Genomic DNA, 20,065 nt, shown 5'->3' with positions numbered 1-20,065 from the left:
GATGCTCCTAGCTAGTCCTCGTTCGCCTTGAACCGCCCCAGCCCCTTGAGCACGAACGGCGCCAGCAGCGCGATCAGCGCGATACCGAGCAGCGTCGCCGAGATCGGGCTCTGCAGCAGCGTCATGGGATCGCCGAGGCTGATCGCGAGTGCGCGGCGGAGCTGGCTCTCGGCGATCGGGCCGAGGATCAGGCCAACGACGACCGGCGCAATCGGAAAATCGAACCGGCGCATCAGGAAGCCGAGCACGCCGAAGCCGGCCAGCATCGACAATTCGACGACCGAGGGCTTGGCCGCGATCGTGCCCATGGTTGCGAACACGAGGATGCCGGCATAGAGCCAAGGCTGCGGGATCGCGAGCAGCCGTACCCACAGGCCGACCAGGGGCAAGTTGAGCACCAGCAGCATCATGTTGGCGATGAACAGGCTCGCGATCAGGCCCCAGACGAGGTCAGGCCGTTCGGCGAACAGCAGCGGGCCCGGGTTGAGGCCGTATTGCTGGAAGCCCGCCAACATCATCGCGGCGGTTGCCGAGGTCGGAAGTCCCAGCGTCAACAGCGGCACCAGCGTGCCGGCGGCGGAGGCGTTGTTGGCGGCCTCAGGTCCCGCGACGCCTTCGATCGCGCCCTTGCCGAACTCTTCCGGATATTTCGTGAGACGCTTCTCGGTCGAATAAGACAGGAAGGTCGGGATCTCGGCGCCGCCGGCGGGCAGCGCGCCGATCGGGAAGCCGAACATGGTGCCGCGCAGCCACGGCTTCCACGACCGCTTCCAGTCTTCCCTGGTCATCCACAGCGAGCCGCGCACCGGCTCCAGCTTCTCCTCGGTGTGATGGCGGCGCGATGCGACGTAGAGCGCCTCGCCCACCGCGAACAAGCCGACCGCGAGCGTCGTCACCTCGACCCCGTCGAGCAATTCAGGCACGCCGAACGCAAGCCGGGCCTGGCCGGTCAGCTTGTCGATGCCGACGAGGCCGAGCGTCAGGCCGACGAACAGGCTGGTCAGGCCGCGGACCGGGGAATCGCCGAAGGTGGCCGACACCGTGACGAAGGCGACGCACATCAGCGCAAAATAATCCTCGGGGCCGAAGCGCACCGCGAAGTCGACCAGCCAGGGCGCGAGGAAAGCGAGCCCGATGGTGGCGATGGTGCCCGCGACGAAGGAGCCGATCGCAGAGGTCGCGAGCGCCGGCCCGCCGCGGCCGGCCTTGGCCATCTTGTTGCCTTCGAGCGCGGTCGCCATCGATGCGCTTTCTCCGGGCGTGTTGATGAGGATCGCGGTGGTCGAGCCGCCATACATGCCGCCATAATAGATGCCGGCGAACATGATCAGCGAGCCGCCGGGATCGAGCTTGTAGGTCACCGGCAGCAGCAGCGCGACCGTCAGGGCCGGGCCGATGCCGGGCAGCACGCCCACGGCCGTGCCGAGGAACACGCCGATCAGCGCGTAAAGCAGGTTCATCGGCTGGACGGCGACCGCCATGCCATGCGCCAGCGCGGCAAAAGTATCCATCACAGCAATCGCTCCAGCGGGCCCGCAGGCAGGCTCAGCGTCAATAGCCGGTCGAAGGCGAGATAGATCAGGGTCGACATCACGAGAGCGATGGCGCTGTCGACGAGGACCGCGCGGCGACCGAAGGCAGCGGACGTCGTCACGAACAGCGCCGAGGTCGCCAGGATGAAGCCGCCGCCAAAGCCGATGATCGCAATCAGCAGCGCGAGGCCGACGAGGATCAGAAAGACCGGCACGGGACCGGTGCTCTCACGCGGCGGCAAGTTGCCGCGCAGCGCATCGATGAAATTGCCGACCGCCAGCAGCGCAAGGCCGCTGGCGACCACGACGGGCATCGCCTCCGGCCCCATGCCGTACATCGCGGCGGATTGCAGGCCGCGCGCGTCCCAGACCAGCACCGCTGCGAGCGCCGCCAGCAACGCAGCGATAACGATGCCGGCGCGATCGACACGCCGCGGCGGCTGCGCAGAATCGCCTGATGTCATGACTTGACGAGACCGACCGATTTCAGCACGTCGGTGACGCGCACGGTTTCCTTCTTCAGGAAGTCGGCGAAGGCGTCGCCGCCGAGATAGGCGTCCTCCCAGCCCTTCTGCTTGAGGATCTCCTTCCAGGCGTCCGACTTCACCATCTTCTCGACCGCATCGCTCAAGGTCTTGCGCTGCTCCGGCGTGATGCCGGGAGGTGCGACCACCGAGCGCCAGTTGGCGATCACGAGGTCGATGCCCTGTTCCTTGAAGGTCGGGATGTCGCTGCCGGCAATGCGCTTCTCCGATGTCACGCCGATCGCGCGCAGCTTGCCGGACTTGATCTGCCCTTCATATTCGCTCAGCCCCGAGATGCCTGCGGTGACCTTGCCGCCAAGGATCGCAGCGAGCGACTCGCCGCCGCCGGAGAACGGGATGTAGTTGATCTTCTTCGCGTCGGCGCCGACGGCGCCGGCGAACAGCGCAGCCATCACATGGTCGACGCCGCCAGCCGAGCCGCCGGCGAAGGTCACCTTGGCGATATCCGCCTTCACCGCGGCGGCCAGATCCTGCCCGGTCTTGATCGGCGAGTTCGCGGGCACCACGATCACCTGGATTTCCTCGGTGAGACGCGCGATCGGCGTCACCTGTTCGAGCGTCACCGGCGACTTGTTCATGGCGAGCGCGCCCACCATGACGAAGCCGTTGACCATCATCTGGTTGCCATCGCCCTTGGCGCCATTGACGAACTGCGCGATGCCCACGCTGCCGCCCGCACCGGGAACGTTGGTGACCTGCACGCTGCGGGCGACGCCGGAGGCCACCAGCGCCTGCTGCATCGAACGCGCCGTCTGGTCCCATCCCCCGCCTGGGGCGGCCGGCGCCATCAGCTTGAGCTCGAGCTGCTGGGCAAAGGCCGGATTGGCTGCCGCCAGGGTCAACGCGACGGCTGCGCCGACAAGGCGCACGGGAAATCGAAACATGCAGGCATCTCCAGGCTCGTGCGGACTTCGCCGCATTATGTCGTTTGGTCGCATATCAACCAAAACGGCCGATGCTGTCCAGTGAGATCCCCTCAGGGTTTTGGCTAGCGGGATGCCGGGATCACCCCGCCAAGCGCGGCCGTCAATTCGGCAGCGACATCCCGGACGATCTGGCCAATCTCCGGCAAACGCTCGTCGGTGACGCGGCTGGTCATGCCGGATACGGAAATCGCGGCTAGCGGTTCGGCCAAAGCATTGTATACCACCGCGGCTACGCAGCGCAGGCCGATCTGTGCCTCCTCATCGTCGACGGCAAAGCCCTGCTTGCGGATTTTTTCAAGCTCCTTGAACAGGTCACTCGGCCGCACGATCGACTTCTCGGTCAGCCGGGGCATGCCGTGATGGCGGATGACGGCGCCGACGTCCTCGTCTGAATAGGTTGCGAGCACCGCTTTGCCGACGCCGGAGGTCACCATGGGAACGCGGCCGCCGACCTTGGTCAGCGAGCGCATGATCTCGCGGCTTTCCATGCGGGTCAGCACGATGATGAACTCATCGTCGACCACGGCGAGATTGGCGGTCTCGCGGGTGAGATCGCGCAGCTTGCGCAAGTAGGGAATCGCCTGCGCGGAAAAATTACGCCTCCGCGCAAAGCTGGCGCCAACTGTGAAGCTGCGCACGCCGACATGCCATTTCGATTCGCCACGGTCGAACTGCACGAAACGGCGGCTTTCGAGCGTTGCGAGCAGTCGGTGCACGGTGGAAGCCGACAGGCCGGTACGGATCGCAAGATCGCTGAGGCGATAACCTTCGTCGTCCTCGGCCAGCGTCTCGATGATCGACAGCGCACGATCAACGGACTGCACGCCACCGTCGCGGCCCTCTTGATCAGCCTCCGCCGGCGATCTGGGTTCGAGCGATTTGCGCCGGATCACGTTCTTGCTCATCGCGACCTGCCGCTCTGGCTGGCGTCATTCCGGGGCGCGCGTGAGCGCGAACCCGGAATCTCGAGATCCTCAGGTGCGCAAGCGCGCACCATAGTTGGACGCTTCGCGCCGCCCCGGACGACGGGAGAGACAACGCTCAGAGCAGCCCTGCCCCGCGCGCCCACTTGTACTTGGCGCCGAGGACCTCGACCGGCAGCTCGGTCGAGTAGGCGTAGGCCGGGATGCCGTGCTGGTAGAGATATTCGGCGGCTTCCTCGACCTCGACGTCGCCCGCGAGCGAGGCGACCATGGGCTTCACGAAGCCCTTGGCCTCCATCTCCTTCTTCACCTCGACCATGTTGCGGGCGAACACCATCGGTGGGGTCACGATGGTGTGCCAGTAGCCGAGGATCAGGGCGTGGATGCGCTCGTCCGACAGGCCGAGCTTCACCGTGTTGACGTAGGTGATCGGCGGCTCGCCGCCGGTGATATCCACAGGATTTCCGGCCGCACCAAACGGCGGGATGAACTTGCGGAAGGCCGCATCGAGGTCCGGGGGCATCGACATCAGCGACAAGCCGTTGTCGACGCAGGAATCCGACAGCAGCACGCCCGAGCCGCCGGCACCGGTGATGATGAGCACGTTCTCGCCCTTCGGCGTCGGCAACACCGGCACGCCGCGGGCGAATTCGAGCAGCTGGCGCAAGCTGCGCGCACGGATTACGCCGGACTGCTTGAACACGTCCTCATAGATGCGGTCGTTACCGGCGAGCGCGCCGGTGTGGGAGGACGCAGCCTTCGCACCGGCCGAGGTGCGGCCGGCCTTGAGCACGACGACCGGCTTCTTCTTGGAGACGCGCTTGGCGGCTTCCGCGAAGGCGCGGCCGTCCTTGAGGTCTTCGCAGTGCTGCGCGATCAGATTCGTGTTCGGGTCCTGCTCGAAGAAGGCGAGCAGATCGTCCTCGTCGATGTCCGACTTGTTGCCGAGGCCGACGATCGCCGAGACGCCCATCTTGGCCGAGCGCGAGAAGCCGATGATGGCCATGCCGATGCCGCCCGACTGCGACGACAGCGCCGCGTGGCCCTTGACGTCATAGGCCGTGCAGAAGGTCGCGCAGAGATTGGCCGGGGTGTAGTAGAAGCCGTAGATGTTCGGCCCCATCAAGCGGATGTCGTACTTCTTGCCGACCTCCACGATCTCGGCCTGCAGCTCCGGTGCGCCGGCTTCGGCAAAGCCCGAGGGAATCAGGACTGCGCCCGGAATCTTCTTCTCGCCGCATTCGGTGAGAGCTGCCGCCACAAACTTCGCGGGAATCGCGAACACCGCGACGTCGATCACGCCCGGCACGTCCTTGACGCTCTTGTACGCCTTATAGCCGAGGATCTCGGCGGCCTTGGGATGGATCGGATAGATCTCGCCCTTGTAGCCGCCGTTGATGAGGTTCTTCATCACGGAGTTGCCGATCTTGCCGTCCTCGGCGGAGGCGCCGACCACGGCGACCGCTTTGGGCTGCATGATGCGGTTCATCGCCGCGACGATCTCCTCAGTCGGGCGCGGCTTCGGCTTCGGCTTGTAGGCGAAATCGACGACGATGCGCACGTCCGCGGCGGTCGCGTCCTTCGGCGTCGCGAACACAGGGTTGAGGTCGAGCTCGACGATCTCCGGGAAATCGGTGACGAGCTGCGAGACCTTGACGATGACGTCGGCCAGAGCGTTGCGGTTCACCGGCTCGCTGCCGCGCACACCCTTCAGAATCTCGTGTGCCTGGATGCCGTCGAGCATCGAGAGCGCGTCTTCCTTTGTGGCAGGCGCGAGGCGGAACGTGATGTCCTTCAAGACTTCGACCAGCACGCCGCCAAGGCCGAAAGCCACCAGCTTGCCGAACGAACCGTCGGTGATCGAACCGACGATGACCTCGGTACCGCCGGCCAGCATCTGCTGCACCTGGACGCCCTCGATCTTGGCATCGGCCTTATATTTCTTCGCGTTTCCGAGAATGGTCTCGTAGGCCTTCTCGGCTTCCTCGGCCGTCTTGAGGCCGACGATAACGCCGCCGGCTTCGGTCTTGTGGAGAATGTCCGGCGAGACAATCTTCATTACGACGGGGAATCCCATCGCGGCCGCCATCTTGCCGGCTTCGCCCGCCGATTTCGCCACGCCCTCCTTCGGCACCGGAATGCCGTAGGCGTCGCAGACCAGCTTGCCTTCCGGCGCGGTCAGGCTGGTGCGGTTGTCCGCCTTGACCTGGTCAAGCACCTTGCGGACGGCATCTTTGGAATTGGACATGTGGCTTCTCCCTTGACCTCAGTTCGTTCTTTGCAAAGCGCGCGCGTGGTTTGCGGCTGCCCGTGATGCTTGCCATTCGCCGCGCTCTGTTCCATGCGACGGAACGGAGTGGCATAAAGCCCAAGACTACTCCGCCGGCTTGGATCAAAAATGGCTGGCGATGGCATTTGGTATGCCAGAAGCCAACTTGTCAAGCCGCCACGCACCTAAGAACGCCGCAAAAAATAGGCAGCTTGACATTCTGGCATGTGGTATGCCAAAAACTTTCCCGTCAATATTCCTGTAAAAGACGACTCCCACTGGAGGAGATTCGTCGTGTCACTACGGAAACCAACCAAGGCGTTGCCGAACATGGCCGAGGCAGACATCGCAATCGTTCGTATTGCCCCGGAGAGCAGCTTCAAGAACAAGGCGTATGACGCCTTGAAGGAAGCCATCCTCAAGATGGACATCTACTCGACGCCCGAGCCGGTGATGCTCGACGAGCGCGCGCTGTCCGAACGCCTCGGCGTCAGCCGCACGCCGATCCGCGAAGCCATCGCGATGCTCGAGCAGGACGGCTTCGTGAAGACGGTGCCGCGCCGCGGCATCATGGTGGTGCGCAGGACCAAGAGCGAGATCGTCGACATGATCCGCGCCTGGGCGGCGCTGGAGAGCATGGCCGCCCGCCTCATCACCACCACCGCACGCAAGAAGGACATCTCGGCGCTGCGCGACTTCTTCAAGGATTTCGGCAAGGACCGCCTGCCCGAGGATCATGTGGAGGAATACTCCAAGGCCAACATCGCCTTCCACCAGGCGCTGATCTCGCTGTCGGAATCCCCCGTGCTGGTCGACCTCACCAACGACCTGCTGCTGCACGTGCGCGGCTACCGGCAACTGACGATCGGGCGCAAGGACCGCACCGCGACCTCGCTGCCCGAGCATCTCGGCATCATCGAAGCCTTGGAAGCGCGCGATACCGAGCTCGCCGAGAAGCGCGCCCGCGATCACACCCTCGGCCTTGCCGCTTACGTCGAAGCGCACGGCCAGGAACTCTTCACTTAAGCAACGTTCACCAGAAGGGCGAACAATTCGCCCCAACGACCTTGAGACCAGGGAGACAAGGCCCATGCTGAATACCGCGACCAAGTCCGAAGCACCGGGCACCGAGCAGGAACTGACGGATGGCTTCCATCTCGTCATCGACGCGCTCAAGCTGAACGGCATCAACACCATTTATAATGTGCCGGGCATCCCGATCACGGATTTGGGCCGCATGGCGCAGGCCGCCGGTATTCGCGTGATCTCCTTCCGCCACGAGCAGAACGCCGGCTACGCCGCAGGCATCGCCGGCTATCTCACCAAGAAGCCCGGCGTTTGCCTCACGGTGTCGGCGCCCGGCTTCCTCAATGGTCTCACTGCGCTCGCCCACGCCACCACCAACTGCTACCCGATGATCCTGGTTTCGGGCTCCTCCGAGCGCGAGATCGTCGACCTCCAGCAGGGCGACTACGAAGAGATGGACCAGCTCGCGATTGCAAAGCCCCTGTGCAAGGCGGCCTATCGCGTGCTGCACGCCCAGGACATCGGCATCGGTTTCGCCCGCGCCATTCGCGCTGCGGTCTCGGGCCGTCCGGGCGGCGTCTATCTGGATCTGCCGGCAAAGCTGTTCGGGCAAGTGATGAACGCCGAGGCCGGCCGGAAGTCGCTGGTCAAGGTGATCGACGCGGCGCCCGCGCAGATCCCCTCGCCCGCTTCGGTGAAGCGCGCGCTCGACGTGCTCAAGAGCGCCAAGCGTCCGCTCATCATTCTCGGCAAGGGCGCGGCCTACGCGCAGGCCGATGAGGAGATCAAGAACTTCGTCGAGAAGAGCGGCGTGCCGTTCCTCCCGATGAGCATGGCCAAGGGCCTCCTGCCCGACACCCATCCGCAGTGCGCCGGCGCGGCCCGCTCGACCGTGCTGAAAGAGTCCGACGTCGTCATGCTGATCGGCGCGCGGCTGAACTGGCTGCTCTCGCACGGCAAGGGCAAGAGCTGGGGCGAAGCGCCGAAGAAGTTCATCCAGGTCGACATCGAGCCGAAGGAAATGGACTCCAACGTCGAGATCGTCGCGCCCGTCGTCGGCGACATCGGCTCAGTGGTCTCCGCCTTCAACCAGGCGATGGGCTCGAGCTGGACTGCACCGCCCGCCGACTGGACCAAGGCCGTCTCGACCAAGCGCGAAGAGAACGTCGCCAAGATGGCGCCGAAGCTCATGAACAACAAGTCGCCGATGGACTATCACGGCGCGCTCGGCGTCTTGAAGAACGTCATCAAGGAGTATCCCGAGGCGATCCTCGTCAATGAAGGCGCCAACACGCTCGACCTCGCTCGCGGCGTCATCGACATGTACCGCCCGCGCAAGCGCCTCGACGTCGGCACCTGGGGCGTGATGGGCATCGGCATGGGCCAGGCGATCGCGGCCGCGCTCGAGACCGGCAACCCCGTGCTGGCGGTGGAAGGCGACTCGGCGTTCGGCTTCTCCGGCATGGAGGTCGAGACGATCTGCCGCTACAACCTGCCGATCTGCGTCGTGATCTTCAACAATGACGGCATCTATCGCGGCACCGATGTCAACGGCGCCAATTCCGATCCGGCGACCACCGTGTTCGTGAAGGGCGCGCGCTACGACAAGATGATGGAAGCCTTCGGCGGCGTCGGCGTGAATGCCACCTCGCCGGATGAACTGAAGCGCGCCGTCAACGAAGCCATGAAGTCCGGCAAGCCGACGCTCATCAACGCCGTGATCGATCCGGCCGCGGGCTCGGAGAGCGGCCGCATCGGCAACCTCAATCCGCAGAGCGTTCTGCAGAAGAAAAAGTAAGTCCACCCCTTCAACCCTTACTCCCTGTGGTTAGCAGGGGCAGACAGAGTACGGAGCAACACGATGACCAAAGCGCTCACGGGCGTTCGCATTCTCGATTTTACCCACGTCCAGTCCGGACCGACCTGCACGCAGCTGCTGGCCTGGTTCGGCGCCGACGTGATCAAGGTGGAACGCCCGGGCGTGGGCGACATCACCCGAGGCCAACTGCAGGACATCCCGAACGTGGACAGCCTGTATTTCACCATGCTCAACCACAACAAGCGCTCGATCACGCTCGACACCAAGAACCCCAAGGGCAAGGAAGTCCTCACCGAGCTGATCAAGAAGTGCGACGTGCTGGTGGAGAATTTCGGCCCCGGCGTGCTCGACCGCATGGGCTTCCCCTGGGAGAAGATCCAGCAGATCAACCCGAAGATGATCGTCGCCTCGATCAAGGGCTTTGGCCCTGGCCCATACGAAGACTGCAAGGTCTATGAGAACGTCGCGCAGTGCACCGGCGGCGCCGCCTCCACGACCGGTTTCCGCGACGGCCTGCCGCTCGTCACCGGCGCGCAGATCGGCGATAGCGGCACCGGCCTGCACCTGGCGCTCGGCATCGTCACCGCGCTCTATCAGCGCACGCATTCGGGCAAGGGCCAGCGCGTCACCGCCGCGATGCAGGACGGCGTGCTCAACCTCTGCCGCGTCAAGCTGCGCGACCAGCAGCGCCTCGCCCATGGTCCGCTCAAGGAGTACAGCCAGTTCGGCGAAGGCGTGCCGTTCGGCGATGCCGTGCCGCGCGCCGGCAACGATTCCGGCGGCGGCCAGCCCGGCCGCATCCTGAAGTGCAAGGGCTGGGAGACCGATCCCAACGCCTACATCTACTTCATCACCCAGGCCCCGGTCTGGGAGAAGATCTGCGACGTCATCGGCGAGCCGACCTGGAAGACCGATCCGAACTACGCCAAGCCGGCGGCGCGCCTGCCGCGGCTCAACGAGATCTTCGCCCGCATCGAGCAGTGGACGATGACCAAGACCAAGTTCGAGGCGATGGAGATCCTCAACAAGGACGACATCCCCTGTGGCCCGATCCTGTCGATGAAGGAGATCGCCGAAGACCAGTCGCTGCGCGCGACCGGCACCGTCGTCGAGGTCGACCACCCCACCCGCGGCAAGTACATTTCGGTCGGCAACCCGATCAAGCTGTCGGATAGCCCGGCCGAAGTCACCCGCTCGCCGCTGCTCGGCGAGCACACGGACGAGATCCTGCGCTCGGTGCTCGGCTTCAGCGATCATCAGGTCGCCGACATCCACAAGTCCGGCGCGCTCGACCCGCCGCAGAAGCAGGCCGCTGAGTAAGCGACGCTTCTTCGACGCGAGACAAAGGGCCGCCTATCGAGGCGGCCCTTTTTGCATGAGAACGCCTGCCATCGCGCGCAGCAACTCAAAAAATCGAAAAACAACCCCATGCACAGTAGCCAACCACTTGGGCCAAAAGGGTTTCTGATTTTACGAAACTGCCTTTGACCCGTCGGGCAAAACAGGGGTATGATGCCAACATCCAGAGATACGGATGCCAGGCTCGCAAGGGAGCCTTGACGAGCGATTGGTCCGGTTCACCCCACACACCGGAAGGCGCAGTCATTCGCGCCAAATCGGCGGCGGGCCACAACCGGACTCATGCGACGCAGCAATGAATGTTCCTATTCGAACTTGCCAGCAGCGCTGGGCCCGCGATGCCAAGCTGCTTCTCCTGACCGGGGGCGTCCCAAATCACTGCGGCAACTGTTCCGATATATCTCAAAGACCTTGACGTTCGTGGGGTTGTCTTTCTCGGATACTGCGTACAGTACCAGCACACCGGGCTCCTTACGAATTGCAAGCTCAACGCCAAGGCCAGGCAACCGAAGATTCTGCGGACGGGAACCAAGCCATAACTCGCTCCCCGGCGATCAGTGAGCAGTGAACCCGCCGTCTACCGGCAGGCCGATGCCGATGACGAAACTGGCGGCCGGGCTGCACAGCCAGAGCACCGCCGCGGCGACCTCCTCCGGGTGACCGAGCCGTCCGATCGACTGCTGCTTCATGATCTCTGCCATTGCGTCCGACTGACCTTGCAGCATGTCAGCAACCATCGGAGTATCGATTGTCCCCGGACATACGGCATTGATCCGGATTCCGCGTGGCGCATACTCCACGCCGGCGCTCTTGGTCATGCCGAGCACGGCATGTTTGGTCCCGTGATAGGCGGCCCGCTGAGGCAAGCCGACGAGGCCTCCGAGCGAGGAGCAATTCACGATAGCACCGGAGCCCTGTTCGCGCATGACCCGAAGCTCGTGCTTCATACAGCTCCAGACACCGCGCTGGTTGACGGCGACCACCCGATCGAACTGTTCGATTGGCTCGTCAGCGGCGTCGGACGGCGGCACCTGTATCCCGGCGTTGTTGAACGCCATATCGAGCCGTTCCGTATTCGCCAACTGTCCGGTCAACGGCCGCCGCGACCTGTGCTTCGTCTGATACATCGCACCTCAATCCGAGCGCCGAGCCTCCGCCGCGAACGATCTGGTCCGCCGCTTGCGCGGCCAAGTCGCCGTCCAAATCGCAAAGCACGACTGAAGCCCCGCTCTCGGCGAACATACGCGCGGTCGTCAGCCCCATGCCCTTGGCAGCGCCTGTAATCAGCGCGACCTGGCCGTTGAAATCGTACCGGGGGTTCATCATTGCTCCTCTCCCAAAGTCAAAGCTATGCGGTGGGCGGTGTTACAGGCGCGATCGGTCCGATCACTTGCGATACTGCTCGTCGCTGACCTTCTCCATCCAGTCGACGTTCCTGCCTCCGACGGACTCCTGTATCGCAATGTGAGTCATCGCCGTCGTCCGCGATGCGCCGTGCCAATGCTTCAGTCCAGGCGGAAACCACACCACGTCCCCTGGGCGGACTTCTTCGACCGACCCGCCCTCGCGTTGCACCCAGCCCAACCCAGCAGTCACGATCAGCGTCTGTCCGAGAGGATGAGTGTGCCAGGCCGTGCGGGCGCCAGGTTCGAAGGTGACCTGTCCGGCGCTCACGCGGCCGGGGTCCGGCGCCTGAAACAGCGGATCTACGCGCACGTTCCCGGTAAACCAATCGCCCGATCCTTTCTGGGAAGGACGGGAGCCGTTTCTTTTGATGTCGATGTCCATTCCATTCCCCTTGTGCGGCTCAGTCGCGAGCGCTGACGCCCCTGTGGCTTTCACCGATGCGGCGGCGCCCGCGACTAACAATGTTCGGCGCGAGATCATTGGGTGCCTACTCAGTTCGCGCGCTTTTCGATGACGTCTTTGATCACGGGCGCAGCGGAAAACGCGTTGGGCCAGCCGGCGTAAAACGCCAAGTGCCCGAGCACCTCACCGGCCTCGTCCCGCGTCAGCCCGTTGTTCATCGCGCGGTTCAGATGGTAGGTGATCTGCGCGACCTGACCGGTAGCGATCAGGGCGCTCACTGTGATGAGGCTGCGGTCCCGGGGAGCGAGCGCCGGTCTCAGCCAGAGATCGCGGAACAACGCGTCCGTCGTGTACTGGACGAGGCTCGGCGTGATCTGCCCGAATTGCTCTCCGACCCGCGTCGCCCGCTGTTTCTCCGCCGCCTCGTCGAGCGGAAGCTGTGGCCCCGTCGCCGGCGGGAGCTGGTCGGCCCCGATGTTGCGGCTCTCGAAGACCTCCCGCACCGCGGGGATCGCATCCATCGCGTTCGCCCAGCCGGTGTAGAACGCCAGGTGCGTGATGATCTCCGATATCTCGGACGGCTTCACGCCGTTATCGAGCGCGAGCGCCAGGTAGTGCGGCAATTCAACGGTCTGGTCGCGGGCGATCAGCGCGGCCACCGTCACGATGCCGCGGTCGCGGCGGGACAGGCCCGGGCGCTTCCAGAGGTCGTCGACGACGAATTTCTGCGCATAGCTTTCGAGGGCCGGTGCAACTGCGCGGACGTCTTCGGACTTGGGCATGGCGGTTGCTCCTTCCTTGGGTGCCTGCTGCGCGGCGGCCGCGCCGGCGAACAGGCAGAGTGAGATCAAAGTGGCTGCAAGCGTTCTCATTGCGGGGATCCTTCCAGGGTCGATGGGTTCGCGATCAGCCACCAGGCGACGAGCGAAGCGCACAGCACGGTGACCGAACTGACCAGAAACAGAGCGTTCAGCCTGGACCCTGCAGCGATCAGGCCGAGCGCGGGACTGGTCAGACCCTGGGCGAGATCGAGGAACGCGGTGTAGGCGCCCATGGCGAGACCCCGGCTCTCTGCCGGCACGCGGCGGACCGCTTCGACGCCGAATCCGGGATAGACCAACGAGAAGCCGAAACCGGTGAGCGCCGCGCCGACGAGCGCCATCTCCGGACGGATGGCAAGCCAGATCAGCGCCTGGCCGACCGCTTCGATGGCGGCGCAGACCAGCGCGACTTTCGCTCCGCCGATCCTATCGGCCAGATGGCTGAAGAACACCCTCGCCAGGATGAAGGCCACCGCGTAGGCGGTGTAGGCTGCCCACCCGTTGGCCCATCCCCTTGCCGCGAACAGCAGGGCGACGAAGGTTGTCACGGCGCCGAAGCCAACGGAGCCGAGCGCCGAGCCCAGGCCCGGCACCCAGACGGCTCCAATCACTTCGACGAAAGACGCCCGCGCGTGCTTCCCAGGTGCGACCGCGGGCAGGAGAGCGACGAGAGGCAGCGCGACGAGCGGAGCCAACGTGGTCGCGAGCGAAATCGCGGCGAATCCGTAAGCCGCATACACAGCGGAGCCAGCCGGCGCGCCGATCGCGAAGGCCGCGAACATGGCCGATCCCACCCACGCGATCACCTTACCGGTGTTGCTCGAATGGGAGAGCGCGAGCCCCCAGCTCACCGCCGCGGTGATAATGAAGCTTTCCGCTCCGCCGAGCAGCGCGCGCCCCGCGAGAAGGATCACGACCGAAATCAACGGGGATCCGCTGAAGCCGAACGACAGCAGATAGAGCAGTCCTGCGGCGGCCGCCGCCAGCAGGCCTGCGATGATCCCGCGCTTGGCGCCACGAGCATCGGAGAAATGCCCCGCCCACGGTCGGGAGATCAACGATGCGGCGAACTGGCTACCGGCGACCAGACCCACCACGAAGGGGCCGAAGCCTAGCCCGTCGTGCACATGAAGAGGAAGCACCGGCATTGCCACGCCGATGATGAGGAAGCCGACGAACACCACGCCCATGATGGGCGCCAAAGTCGCTGTGACACTGGGCGCCGAAGCAGGCGCCTGCATGACAGTGACCGACATAGCTAGAGCTCCTGGCCGGTCGGGGTAGACGCGATCGCTTCACCCGCCACGCTGGTTGCTTCCGTCATCATGACGATCTCGTCCTTGCTTCCTTCCGCCATGGGATCCTTGCCTTGGGCGGCTCTTCGCCGACTGCTGACTAAACGTAGTCCTATTCCTCAAGCCTGATTAGGTGATAGATTTTGAATGAGGTAATTAGACAGGCTTATGAATGAACCGGGACGATGCCAGCGATCTCATCGCGTTCCTAGCCGTCGCCCGGGAACGTAACTTCACGCGCGCCGCGGCTAAGCTAGGCATGACGCAGTCCGCCCTAAGCCAGATCATCCGGTCTCTGGAGGAGCGGCTCGGGGTTCGATTGCTGAACCGGACGACGCGCAGCGTCACACCGACACAAGCTGGGGAACGGCTATTCCTCAGCGTCGGCCCTAAGTTTACCGACATGGATGCCGATCTCGCGGAACTGAGCAAGCTCCGCGAGAAGCCCGCCGGAACGGTCCGACTAACGGCCACTGAGTACGCAGCCGCAGAGATCCTGCTGCCGGCTCTACGGAAGCTTCTGCCCAAATACCCCGACATCAACGTCGAAGTGATCGTCGACTACGGCCTCACCAACATCGTTGCGCAGCAGGTGGATGCGGGCATCCGCCCTGGGGAACTCGTCGCCAGGGACATGGTCGCAGTGCGCGTCAGCCCCGATCTCCGGATGGCAGTCGTCGGCTCGCCCTCCTACTTCGCCGATCGCAAGAGGCCGAAGACGCCGCAAGATCTGACTCAGCACAACTGTCTCAACCTCCGCCTGCCGACACACGGCGGCAGCCTCTACGTTTGGGAGTTCGAGAAGAACGGGCGGGAGCTCAACGTCCGGGTCGATGGACAGCTTATATTCAACAGCGCCGGCCTTCTCCTGGACGGCGCGCTCAAAGGCTTTGGTCTCGCATACCTAACGGAAGGCCATGTCCAGCGTTACATATTGGAAGGTCGGCTTGTTCGGGTCTTGGCGGATTGGTGTCAGCCGTTCTCGGGTTACCACCTCTACTATCCCAGCCGGCGGCAGCCATCCCCAGCCTTCTCACTGTTGGTTGAAGCGCTCCGGTATCGAGAGAAGTAGCTGTTGCTTAGCTGCTTAAGCTGTCGTTGCGCCAGTGAGCGGAAGCGGTCGCGCGCCAGCGACCGAGTCGGCTATGGGTCAAAAACGGCCGTGACGAGCTTGCGTGGGCCCGTTCGCGTGACCATCAGGAAGCAGACTTCGCAGCGCTGCGAGTTAGGATCAGCCACGGGCCACTCACCGACGTGAGCCCGCTGTTTGCGCATCCTCTATCAGAAGCGCCGAGTCGCACCAGACGCTGCGTCTGCAATTACTTCTTGCGCGGATCGTCCGCTGGGTTGATGTAGTCGATGCCTCCAGGACCAACGAATTGAACTTGGAGAATCCCCTCCTCATTTCCGGTCCAAGCGTAGTGAGCGTGTTTAGCCGGATACACCCACAACGAGCCCGGCTTTAACGGCTCGCCTTTCTTCTCAAATTTTTCACCGTGGCTAGTCCCCACGTTGCCGCTAATGATAGTGACAACTTCGGAATAGGGGTGAGTGTGCGGCGGCATTTGAAAGTTTGGGGGAAACTTGATCCGTAAGACGACCACATCCCCTGCTTTCGTCGGGTCGCCCACGAGAGTTGCTGTCTGGACGCCCTTTGGGAAGGCCGGGTTCTCAGCCCACGTAATTGCCTCTGGCGTGACCCGCATCGGCGTGTCTTGTGCCGTCGCCGGCAGTGAGAATGCGACTAAACCTGCTATTACCAAGAGTTCCCTCATCTGAGTTCCTCCCGTTGTGAAGGTAGATCATGGCACCATTAGAAACTCCTACGCCACCACCCACGAATAGCGGGCATAGCCGGATCTACACGCTCGCCGCAAAAAGATCCCATCGTCCCGGAATGCCTTTAAGCTGATGCGATCCGCGATCAAAGAATTTCAAGCCCGCGCCAGCCACAAGATCGGTCACGACCCTCGAGACAAGGATCTCGTCAGCTCTGGATTGCGCCATGATACGAGCTGCCACATGCACAGCAATACCGCCAATATCGCGCTCCCTTATTTCGATTTCACCGGTGTGCAGACCCTCACGCAGCGGCAAACCGATTTCTCTAGAAGCGGTCCTAAGCGCAAGCGCACACCTAACAGCACGACCAGGTCCATCAAATGTCGCGAGAATGCCATCGCCGGTCGTTTTGATCAGCGTGCCGCGGTGCTTTTCGACCAAGTCTTTTGCCAGCTGATCGTGCATATCCAGTAAGTGGGTCCATCTTTGGTCGCCCATATCGGCGGCGCGACGTGTGGACTCCACGATATCCGTGAAAAGAACCGTGGCTAAAACACGCTCAATATCGGTTGATGGAATTTCGCGGTGTCCGGTGATGAACTCCTCGACATCTCCCAACAAAGTTTCGACGTCACCAAACGTCATCATGTGATCGCCGTCAGGGTATTCAATGTATTTGGCACCAGGAATTTGCTTTGCGAGATCCTGACCTGTTTCGACTGAAATCAAAGTGTCCGTTCGTCGGTGAAGCACCAACGTAGGAACTCGTACCGCTGACAGTATGGGCCTGACATCAATCGATGCGTTCATTAACGCCAGCGACCTATATGCCCCTGGACTCGCAGATAGCCTTTCAAACTTGGCAAACTGGCTAACCGCGTTTGGGTCGCGTGCACGACTTGGATTGATGAGCTTGATCAGCATGCCGGTCCCCCAAGCCTTGGCGCGCTCGGACACTATCTCTTCGTAATTGTCCATCCTTTGGGCAGGAGAGCTTGCGAACCCGGAATACAAAACTAGGTGAGAGACGCGGTCAGGGTACGTCGCGGCGAACATGATACTCATGGCTGAACCCTCGGAAATACCCAAGAGCGCCGCCCGTTTCGAGCCGATGTCATCCATGATGGCCCGAACATCATCCATTCGCTGTTCGAGCGAAGGTGCGCCTGGTACCCTGTCGGACAATCCCTGCCCTCGCTTGTCGAATGTTACGACACGGGCGAAACCTGACAGGCGACGCAGGGACGCTGTATACCCCGGCGATTCATGCATGAACTCGACATGCGAGACCATGCCGGGAACGATGATGAGATCGATCGGTCCATCGCCCATGGTTTGGTATGCGATGCTTACATCGCCACTCATCGCATAGCGCGTCAGGGGCAAATCGAAATCACTCATTGTCGAGCCCACGCAAAGATCTTCACTGCCTTTCTTATCACGAAATGACCGGTCCGGCTCATGGATTTGGCATCGCCTAATCCAAGCGTAACGCGCCGCGACTGCGCTTCAAGCCTCTTTCGAGGGGCAGCACGAAGTCGCCCTTGGGTCAATCGCGTTGGTTCTGCGCGATCAGGCCCGCGTCCGGCTTACCCCTCATTGCCGACATCAAGACGCCCGACCGAATTTGTCGCTTCGGGCCACGAGCAGACATCCGCAGGTGAAAGCCCGGTTGACCATCTCGACCCGGAAAGTCGGGAAGACCATCATCTCCGTTGTTACCGTAGCCAGGCGGGGTGGGCGGAGGTCGAGTAGCAGGAGCTCTTGCTGCGCGCTGCGGGCGAAGCTCGACGACCTCTGCCGTGACGCGAGTTACTGCGCTCCAAGATCGGCCGAGGAGTCCGCGGAACGATGAACCTCGCTATGCCGACATGGAAGCCTTCCGATTGCGTCGAGTGGCTTCCATGATATCGGCGCAAGATCGAGCGTCGACAACACTCCGTCGGCGATCTATTCTGCGGCAGATTTGCTGGTTACTTGTTTGTGGAGCTCGAACCGACCGTTGCCGATGGCGCCGGCGGAGCTTGCCGGGTGAGGCTTTGGGCCGCGATCTTCCAGTCCGAACCTTCTTTGACTAGGACCCGCATCCAATTGCCGGTGATGGTGTCGCCCGGCTTCAAATTCGGATTGTTGCTGTAGCTTACGGTAAATGTGCCGCTGGCCAGGAGTGCCTGCCCTGAGGCTAGGGAACGGACGTCGTCGACTTTGTTGGTCAAGTCGATGCCCATCTCGTGCACTTTCTTGGTCAACTCGCCCATCTGGGCGCCGGAAGTTCTGCCGTAGACGTCGATGCCAAAAGCATCGGACGTGAAGAACGATGACGCGGTCTTGTCGTCTCCCTGATTGACCGCCTGCGTCCATTTCATGACCATGGCTTCTATCGCCTGCTTCGTCTGATTGTCGGCCTGCTGCGCCCTGCTGACGGGTGCCATCGCGACAGTCAGCGCCAGGATAGTCGTGGTTATGATTGGCCTCATGTCTGCCTCCTTTTCATATCTGATCGCGACGTAAACCTCCTTCGCGAGCGCGCCTTGAAGCGCAAGCGCTTTGTCGTAGAGATCGGCGGCGGGACACTCTGAGGGATCGGCACCGCTCCTCAGAGTGGCAGCCAGGAAGAACTATAGCACGCGATCGGCCCAATCGCTCGGAAATGTACGCGTTCACATTTCATGAGCCCGACCGCTGCTCATGACCCAATGTATGTCCCGGGCTCACCTTACCATGGCACCGAACGGTGGCGCCGCTCTCTAACGGCCTCCACAACAGCCAACCGGTAGACCGTCCCGCCTTTGCGCGGGAGATCCTCAGAGGGGTCGGGCTAATGACCGGTGTGGGTCAAAGGTTGCCCTCGGTGGCTCCACGACGGCTTTCCACTTAACCCTTAAGCGGACCGTGCGGGCCCAAATGGGGAGGTCAGCCACGGGCCAGGAGCGGAATTCTTGCCGATGACGCGCTTCCGACGAAAAAAAACGAACGGACTTCGAAATCTTTGCGGCGAGAAGGGCGGTGTCGATGGGCTGGTCACCGAGAGGTTGTAAGGTCGATCATGTGAACGGCCGGATGCAAGGTTCCGAGCACCGCAACAATGACGAGGATGCCCAGTCCGAGTGCTATCTCGATCGCACTGTTATGGATCAGTTGACGAAGCGCGATGGAGGATTGTTCGTTTCCGCTGGAAGCAAGCTGCGGCGTCAACCGAAAACGGTTGGTCGCAGCGAACGCGAGCATCACTGCGAAGATCGCCAATTTGAGCGTCAGCATGCGCCCATATTCGGTGGCAACGAGCCCATGCAGCGAGCCGACCAGAATGCCAGCGTTGACAACGCCACTGAGCAGGATGATGGCCACGCTGACAATGCCCAGCGTCGAAAACCGTTCGATGGCATCGCGGGCGAGCAACATGTTTTCGCGTATCTCGGTGATCGCCAAGAAAGTGATCAGCGACACCAGGCCGCCGATCCAGGCTGCCGCGGCCACTCCATGCAGCGCATCTGCTGCCAGATGCAGATAGCCGGTCACGCCTACGGTCGAGCCGGCATGGCCGGTCCAGGCAAGGCTGCCGGCGAACCCGGTCGCCGCGGCGAGCCCCAGCCATTGTGTGGTGACCGCACGGTCACAGGCGAGGCAGGCTGCCAGGCAGAACGCAAGACCTGCGCGAATGGCCGTCACCTCGCCGAACTGGGTTTCGTTAATGACCGTCGACAGCACGTCTGCGGTCAGAGCCTCGTTGAGCGGCATGCCGCTCATCGAGGCCGCCTGCAGCAACAGCCAAATCGCGCCCGAGACCACCGCGAGGACGAGACAGACCCAAATTCCACGCCGCGTCCGGCTCCGGAACGAGATGGCCGCCGCGGCGTGGCCCCGCAAGACCGGCAGAGCGATGAAGCGGTCGAAAATAACGCTTCCGACTGTCATCGCTGTAGCCGCGAAGTGCACGGCGCGCGTCGCAATCATCGGCA

Annotated in this window: 16 protein-coding genes and 1 pseudogene; 4 read left to right on the top strand and 13 right to left on the bottom strand. The window is 62.9% G+C overall.

The genetic code is table 11. The features are described from left to right. Nucleotides 1-11: 11 nt before the first annotated feature. From EAV90_RS07575 to EAV90_RS07555, 5 genes are all read right to left on the bottom strand, one after another. Nucleotides 12-1,511, bottom strand: a complete 1,500-nt coding sequence (locus tag EAV90_RS07575) for a tripartite tricarboxylate transporter permease (protein WP_129143035.1) — start codon at nucleotides 1,509-1,511, stop codon at nucleotides 12-14. Further along, nucleotides 1,511-1,996 carry a tripartite tricarboxylate transporter TctB family protein gene (locus EAV90_RS07570; protein WP_129143034.1) on the bottom strand — a complete coding sequence of 162 codons (486 nt, stop codon included), beginning with the start codon at nucleotides 1,994-1,996 and terminating at the stop codon, nucleotides 1,511-1,513. The genes EAV90_RS07575 and EAV90_RS07570 overlap by 1 nt, the downstream gene beginning before the upstream one ends. Next, nucleotides 1,993-2,961, bottom strand: coding sequence for a Bug family tripartite tricarboxylate transporter substrate binding protein (locus EAV90_RS07565; protein WP_162500356.1), 969 nt, complete (start codon nucleotides 2,959-2,961; stop codon nucleotides 1,993-1,995). Before EAV90_RS07565 ends, EAV90_RS07570 begins: the two co-directional genes overlap by 4 nt. A gap of 104 nt (nucleotides 2,962-3,065) precedes the next feature. Then, nucleotides 3,066-3,908: an IclR family transcriptional regulator gene (locus EAV90_RS07560; protein ID WP_122404069.1), complete on the bottom strand. Its 843-nt coding sequence runs from the start codon at nucleotides 3,906-3,908 to the stop codon at nucleotides 3,066-3,068. Nucleotides 3,909-4,044: 136 nt separating this feature from the next. Then, on the bottom strand, nucleotides 4,045-6,174 hold the full coding sequence (locus tag EAV90_RS07555) for an acetate--CoA ligase family protein (protein ID WP_129143033.1): 2,130 nt from the start codon (nucleotides 6,172-6,174) through the stop codon (nucleotides 4,045-4,047). Nucleotides 6,175-6,525: 351 nt separating this feature from the next. Between EAV90_RS07555 and EAV90_RS07550 the strand changes: the two genes are divergently transcribed. The 3 genes from EAV90_RS07550 (at nucleotide 6,526) to frc (ending at nucleotide 10,360) form a co-directional block, all read left to right on the top strand. Further along, complete coding sequence (locus EAV90_RS07550) at nucleotides 6,526-7,221, top strand: GntR family transcriptional regulator (RefSeq protein ID WP_162500618.1); 696 nt, start codon at nucleotides 6,526-6,528, stop codon at nucleotides 7,219-7,221. A gap of 64 nt (nucleotides 7,222-7,285) precedes the next feature. After that, complete coding sequence (gene oxc, locus EAV90_RS07545; protein WP_129143032.1) at nucleotides 7,286-9,019, top strand: oxalyl-CoA decarboxylase; 1,734 nt, start codon at nucleotides 7,286-7,288, stop codon at nucleotides 9,017-9,019. Nucleotides 9,020-9,082: 63 nt separating this feature from the next. Beyond that, nucleotides 9,083-10,360 carry a formyl-CoA transferase gene (gene frc / locus EAV90_RS07540; RefSeq protein WP_129143031.1) on the top strand — a complete coding sequence of 426 codons (1,278 nt, stop codon included), beginning with the start codon at nucleotides 9,083-9,085 and terminating at the stop codon, nucleotides 10,358-10,360. 593 nt (nucleotides 10,361-10,953) lie between these two features. Here the strand turns inward: frc and EAV90_RS07530 are convergent. The 4 genes and pseudogenes from EAV90_RS07530 to EAV90_RS07515 form a co-directional block, all read right to left on the bottom strand. Further along, nucleotides 10,954-11,722 (bottom strand): annotated as a pseudogene (locus tag EAV90_RS07530) (glucose 1-dehydrogenase). A gap of 63 nt (nucleotides 11,723-11,785) precedes the next feature. Beyond that, nucleotides 11,786-12,181 carry a (R)-mandelonitrile lyase gene (locus tag EAV90_RS07525; protein WP_197711551.1) on the bottom strand — a complete coding sequence of 132 codons (396 nt, stop codon included), beginning with the start codon at nucleotides 12,179-12,181 and terminating at the stop codon, nucleotides 11,786-11,788. Nucleotides 12,182-12,297: 116 nt separating this feature from the next. Beyond that, a complete protein-coding gene (locus EAV90_RS07520; RefSeq protein ID WP_129143090.1) occupies nucleotides 12,298-13,080 on the bottom strand; it encodes a carboxymuconolactone decarboxylase family protein in 783 nt (260 codons plus the stop codon). Next, on the bottom strand, nucleotides 13,077-14,285 hold the full coding sequence (locus EAV90_RS07515; protein WP_122404075.1) for an arabinose transporter: 1,209 nt from the start codon (nucleotides 14,283-14,285) through the stop codon (nucleotides 13,077-13,079). The genes EAV90_RS07520 and EAV90_RS07515 overlap by 4 nt, the downstream gene beginning before the upstream one ends. Nucleotides 14,286-14,496: 211 nt before the next feature. Between EAV90_RS07515 and EAV90_RS07510 the strand changes: the two genes are divergently transcribed. Next, on the top strand, nucleotides 14,497-15,396 hold the full coding sequence (locus tag EAV90_RS07510) for a LysR family transcriptional regulator (protein ID WP_129143030.1): 900 nt from the start codon (nucleotides 14,497-14,499) through the stop codon (nucleotides 15,394-15,396). Nucleotides 15,397-15,643: 247 nt separating this feature from the next. Here EAV90_RS07510 and EAV90_RS07505 read toward each other — a convergent pair whose 3' ends face one another. The 4 genes from EAV90_RS07505 to copD all read right to left on the bottom strand — a co-directional run bounded on the left by EAV90_RS07505 (nucleotide 15,644) and on the right by copD (nucleotide 20,060). Next, nucleotides 15,644-16,099: a cupin domain-containing protein gene (locus EAV90_RS07505; protein WP_122404077.1), complete on the bottom strand. Its 456-nt coding sequence runs from the start codon at nucleotides 16,097-16,099 to the stop codon at nucleotides 15,644-15,646. An 85-nt stretch (nucleotides 16,100-16,184) separates the two neighbouring features. Next, nucleotides 16,185-17,507 carry an adenylate/guanylate cyclase domain-containing protein gene (locus tag EAV90_RS07500; protein WP_129143029.1) on the bottom strand — a complete coding sequence of 441 codons (1,323 nt, stop codon included), beginning with the start codon at nucleotides 17,505-17,507 and terminating at the stop codon, nucleotides 16,185-16,187. Between the two features lie 572 nt (nucleotides 17,508-18,079). Continuing rightward, nucleotides 18,080-18,538 carry a YybH family protein gene (locus EAV90_RS07495; protein ID WP_129143028.1) on the bottom strand — a complete coding sequence of 153 codons (459 nt, stop codon included), beginning with the start codon at nucleotides 18,536-18,538 and terminating at the stop codon, nucleotides 18,080-18,082. A gap of 589 nt (nucleotides 18,539-19,127) precedes the next feature. Next, nucleotides 19,128-20,060, bottom strand: a complete 933-nt coding sequence (gene copD / locus EAV90_RS07490; protein WP_245509473.1) for a copper homeostasis membrane protein CopD — start codon at nucleotides 20,058-20,060, stop codon at nucleotides 19,128-19,130. Nucleotides 20,061-20,065: the final 5 nt, after the last annotated feature.

Origin of the sequence: Bradyrhizobium vignae (assembly GCF_004114425.1) — a bacterium.
GTDB classification, from domain to species: Bacteria; Pseudomonadota; Alphaproteobacteria; order Rhizobiales; family Xanthobacteraceae; genus Bradyrhizobium; species Bradyrhizobium vignae.
This window is presented reverse-complemented; position numbering and strand designations above follow the sequence as displayed.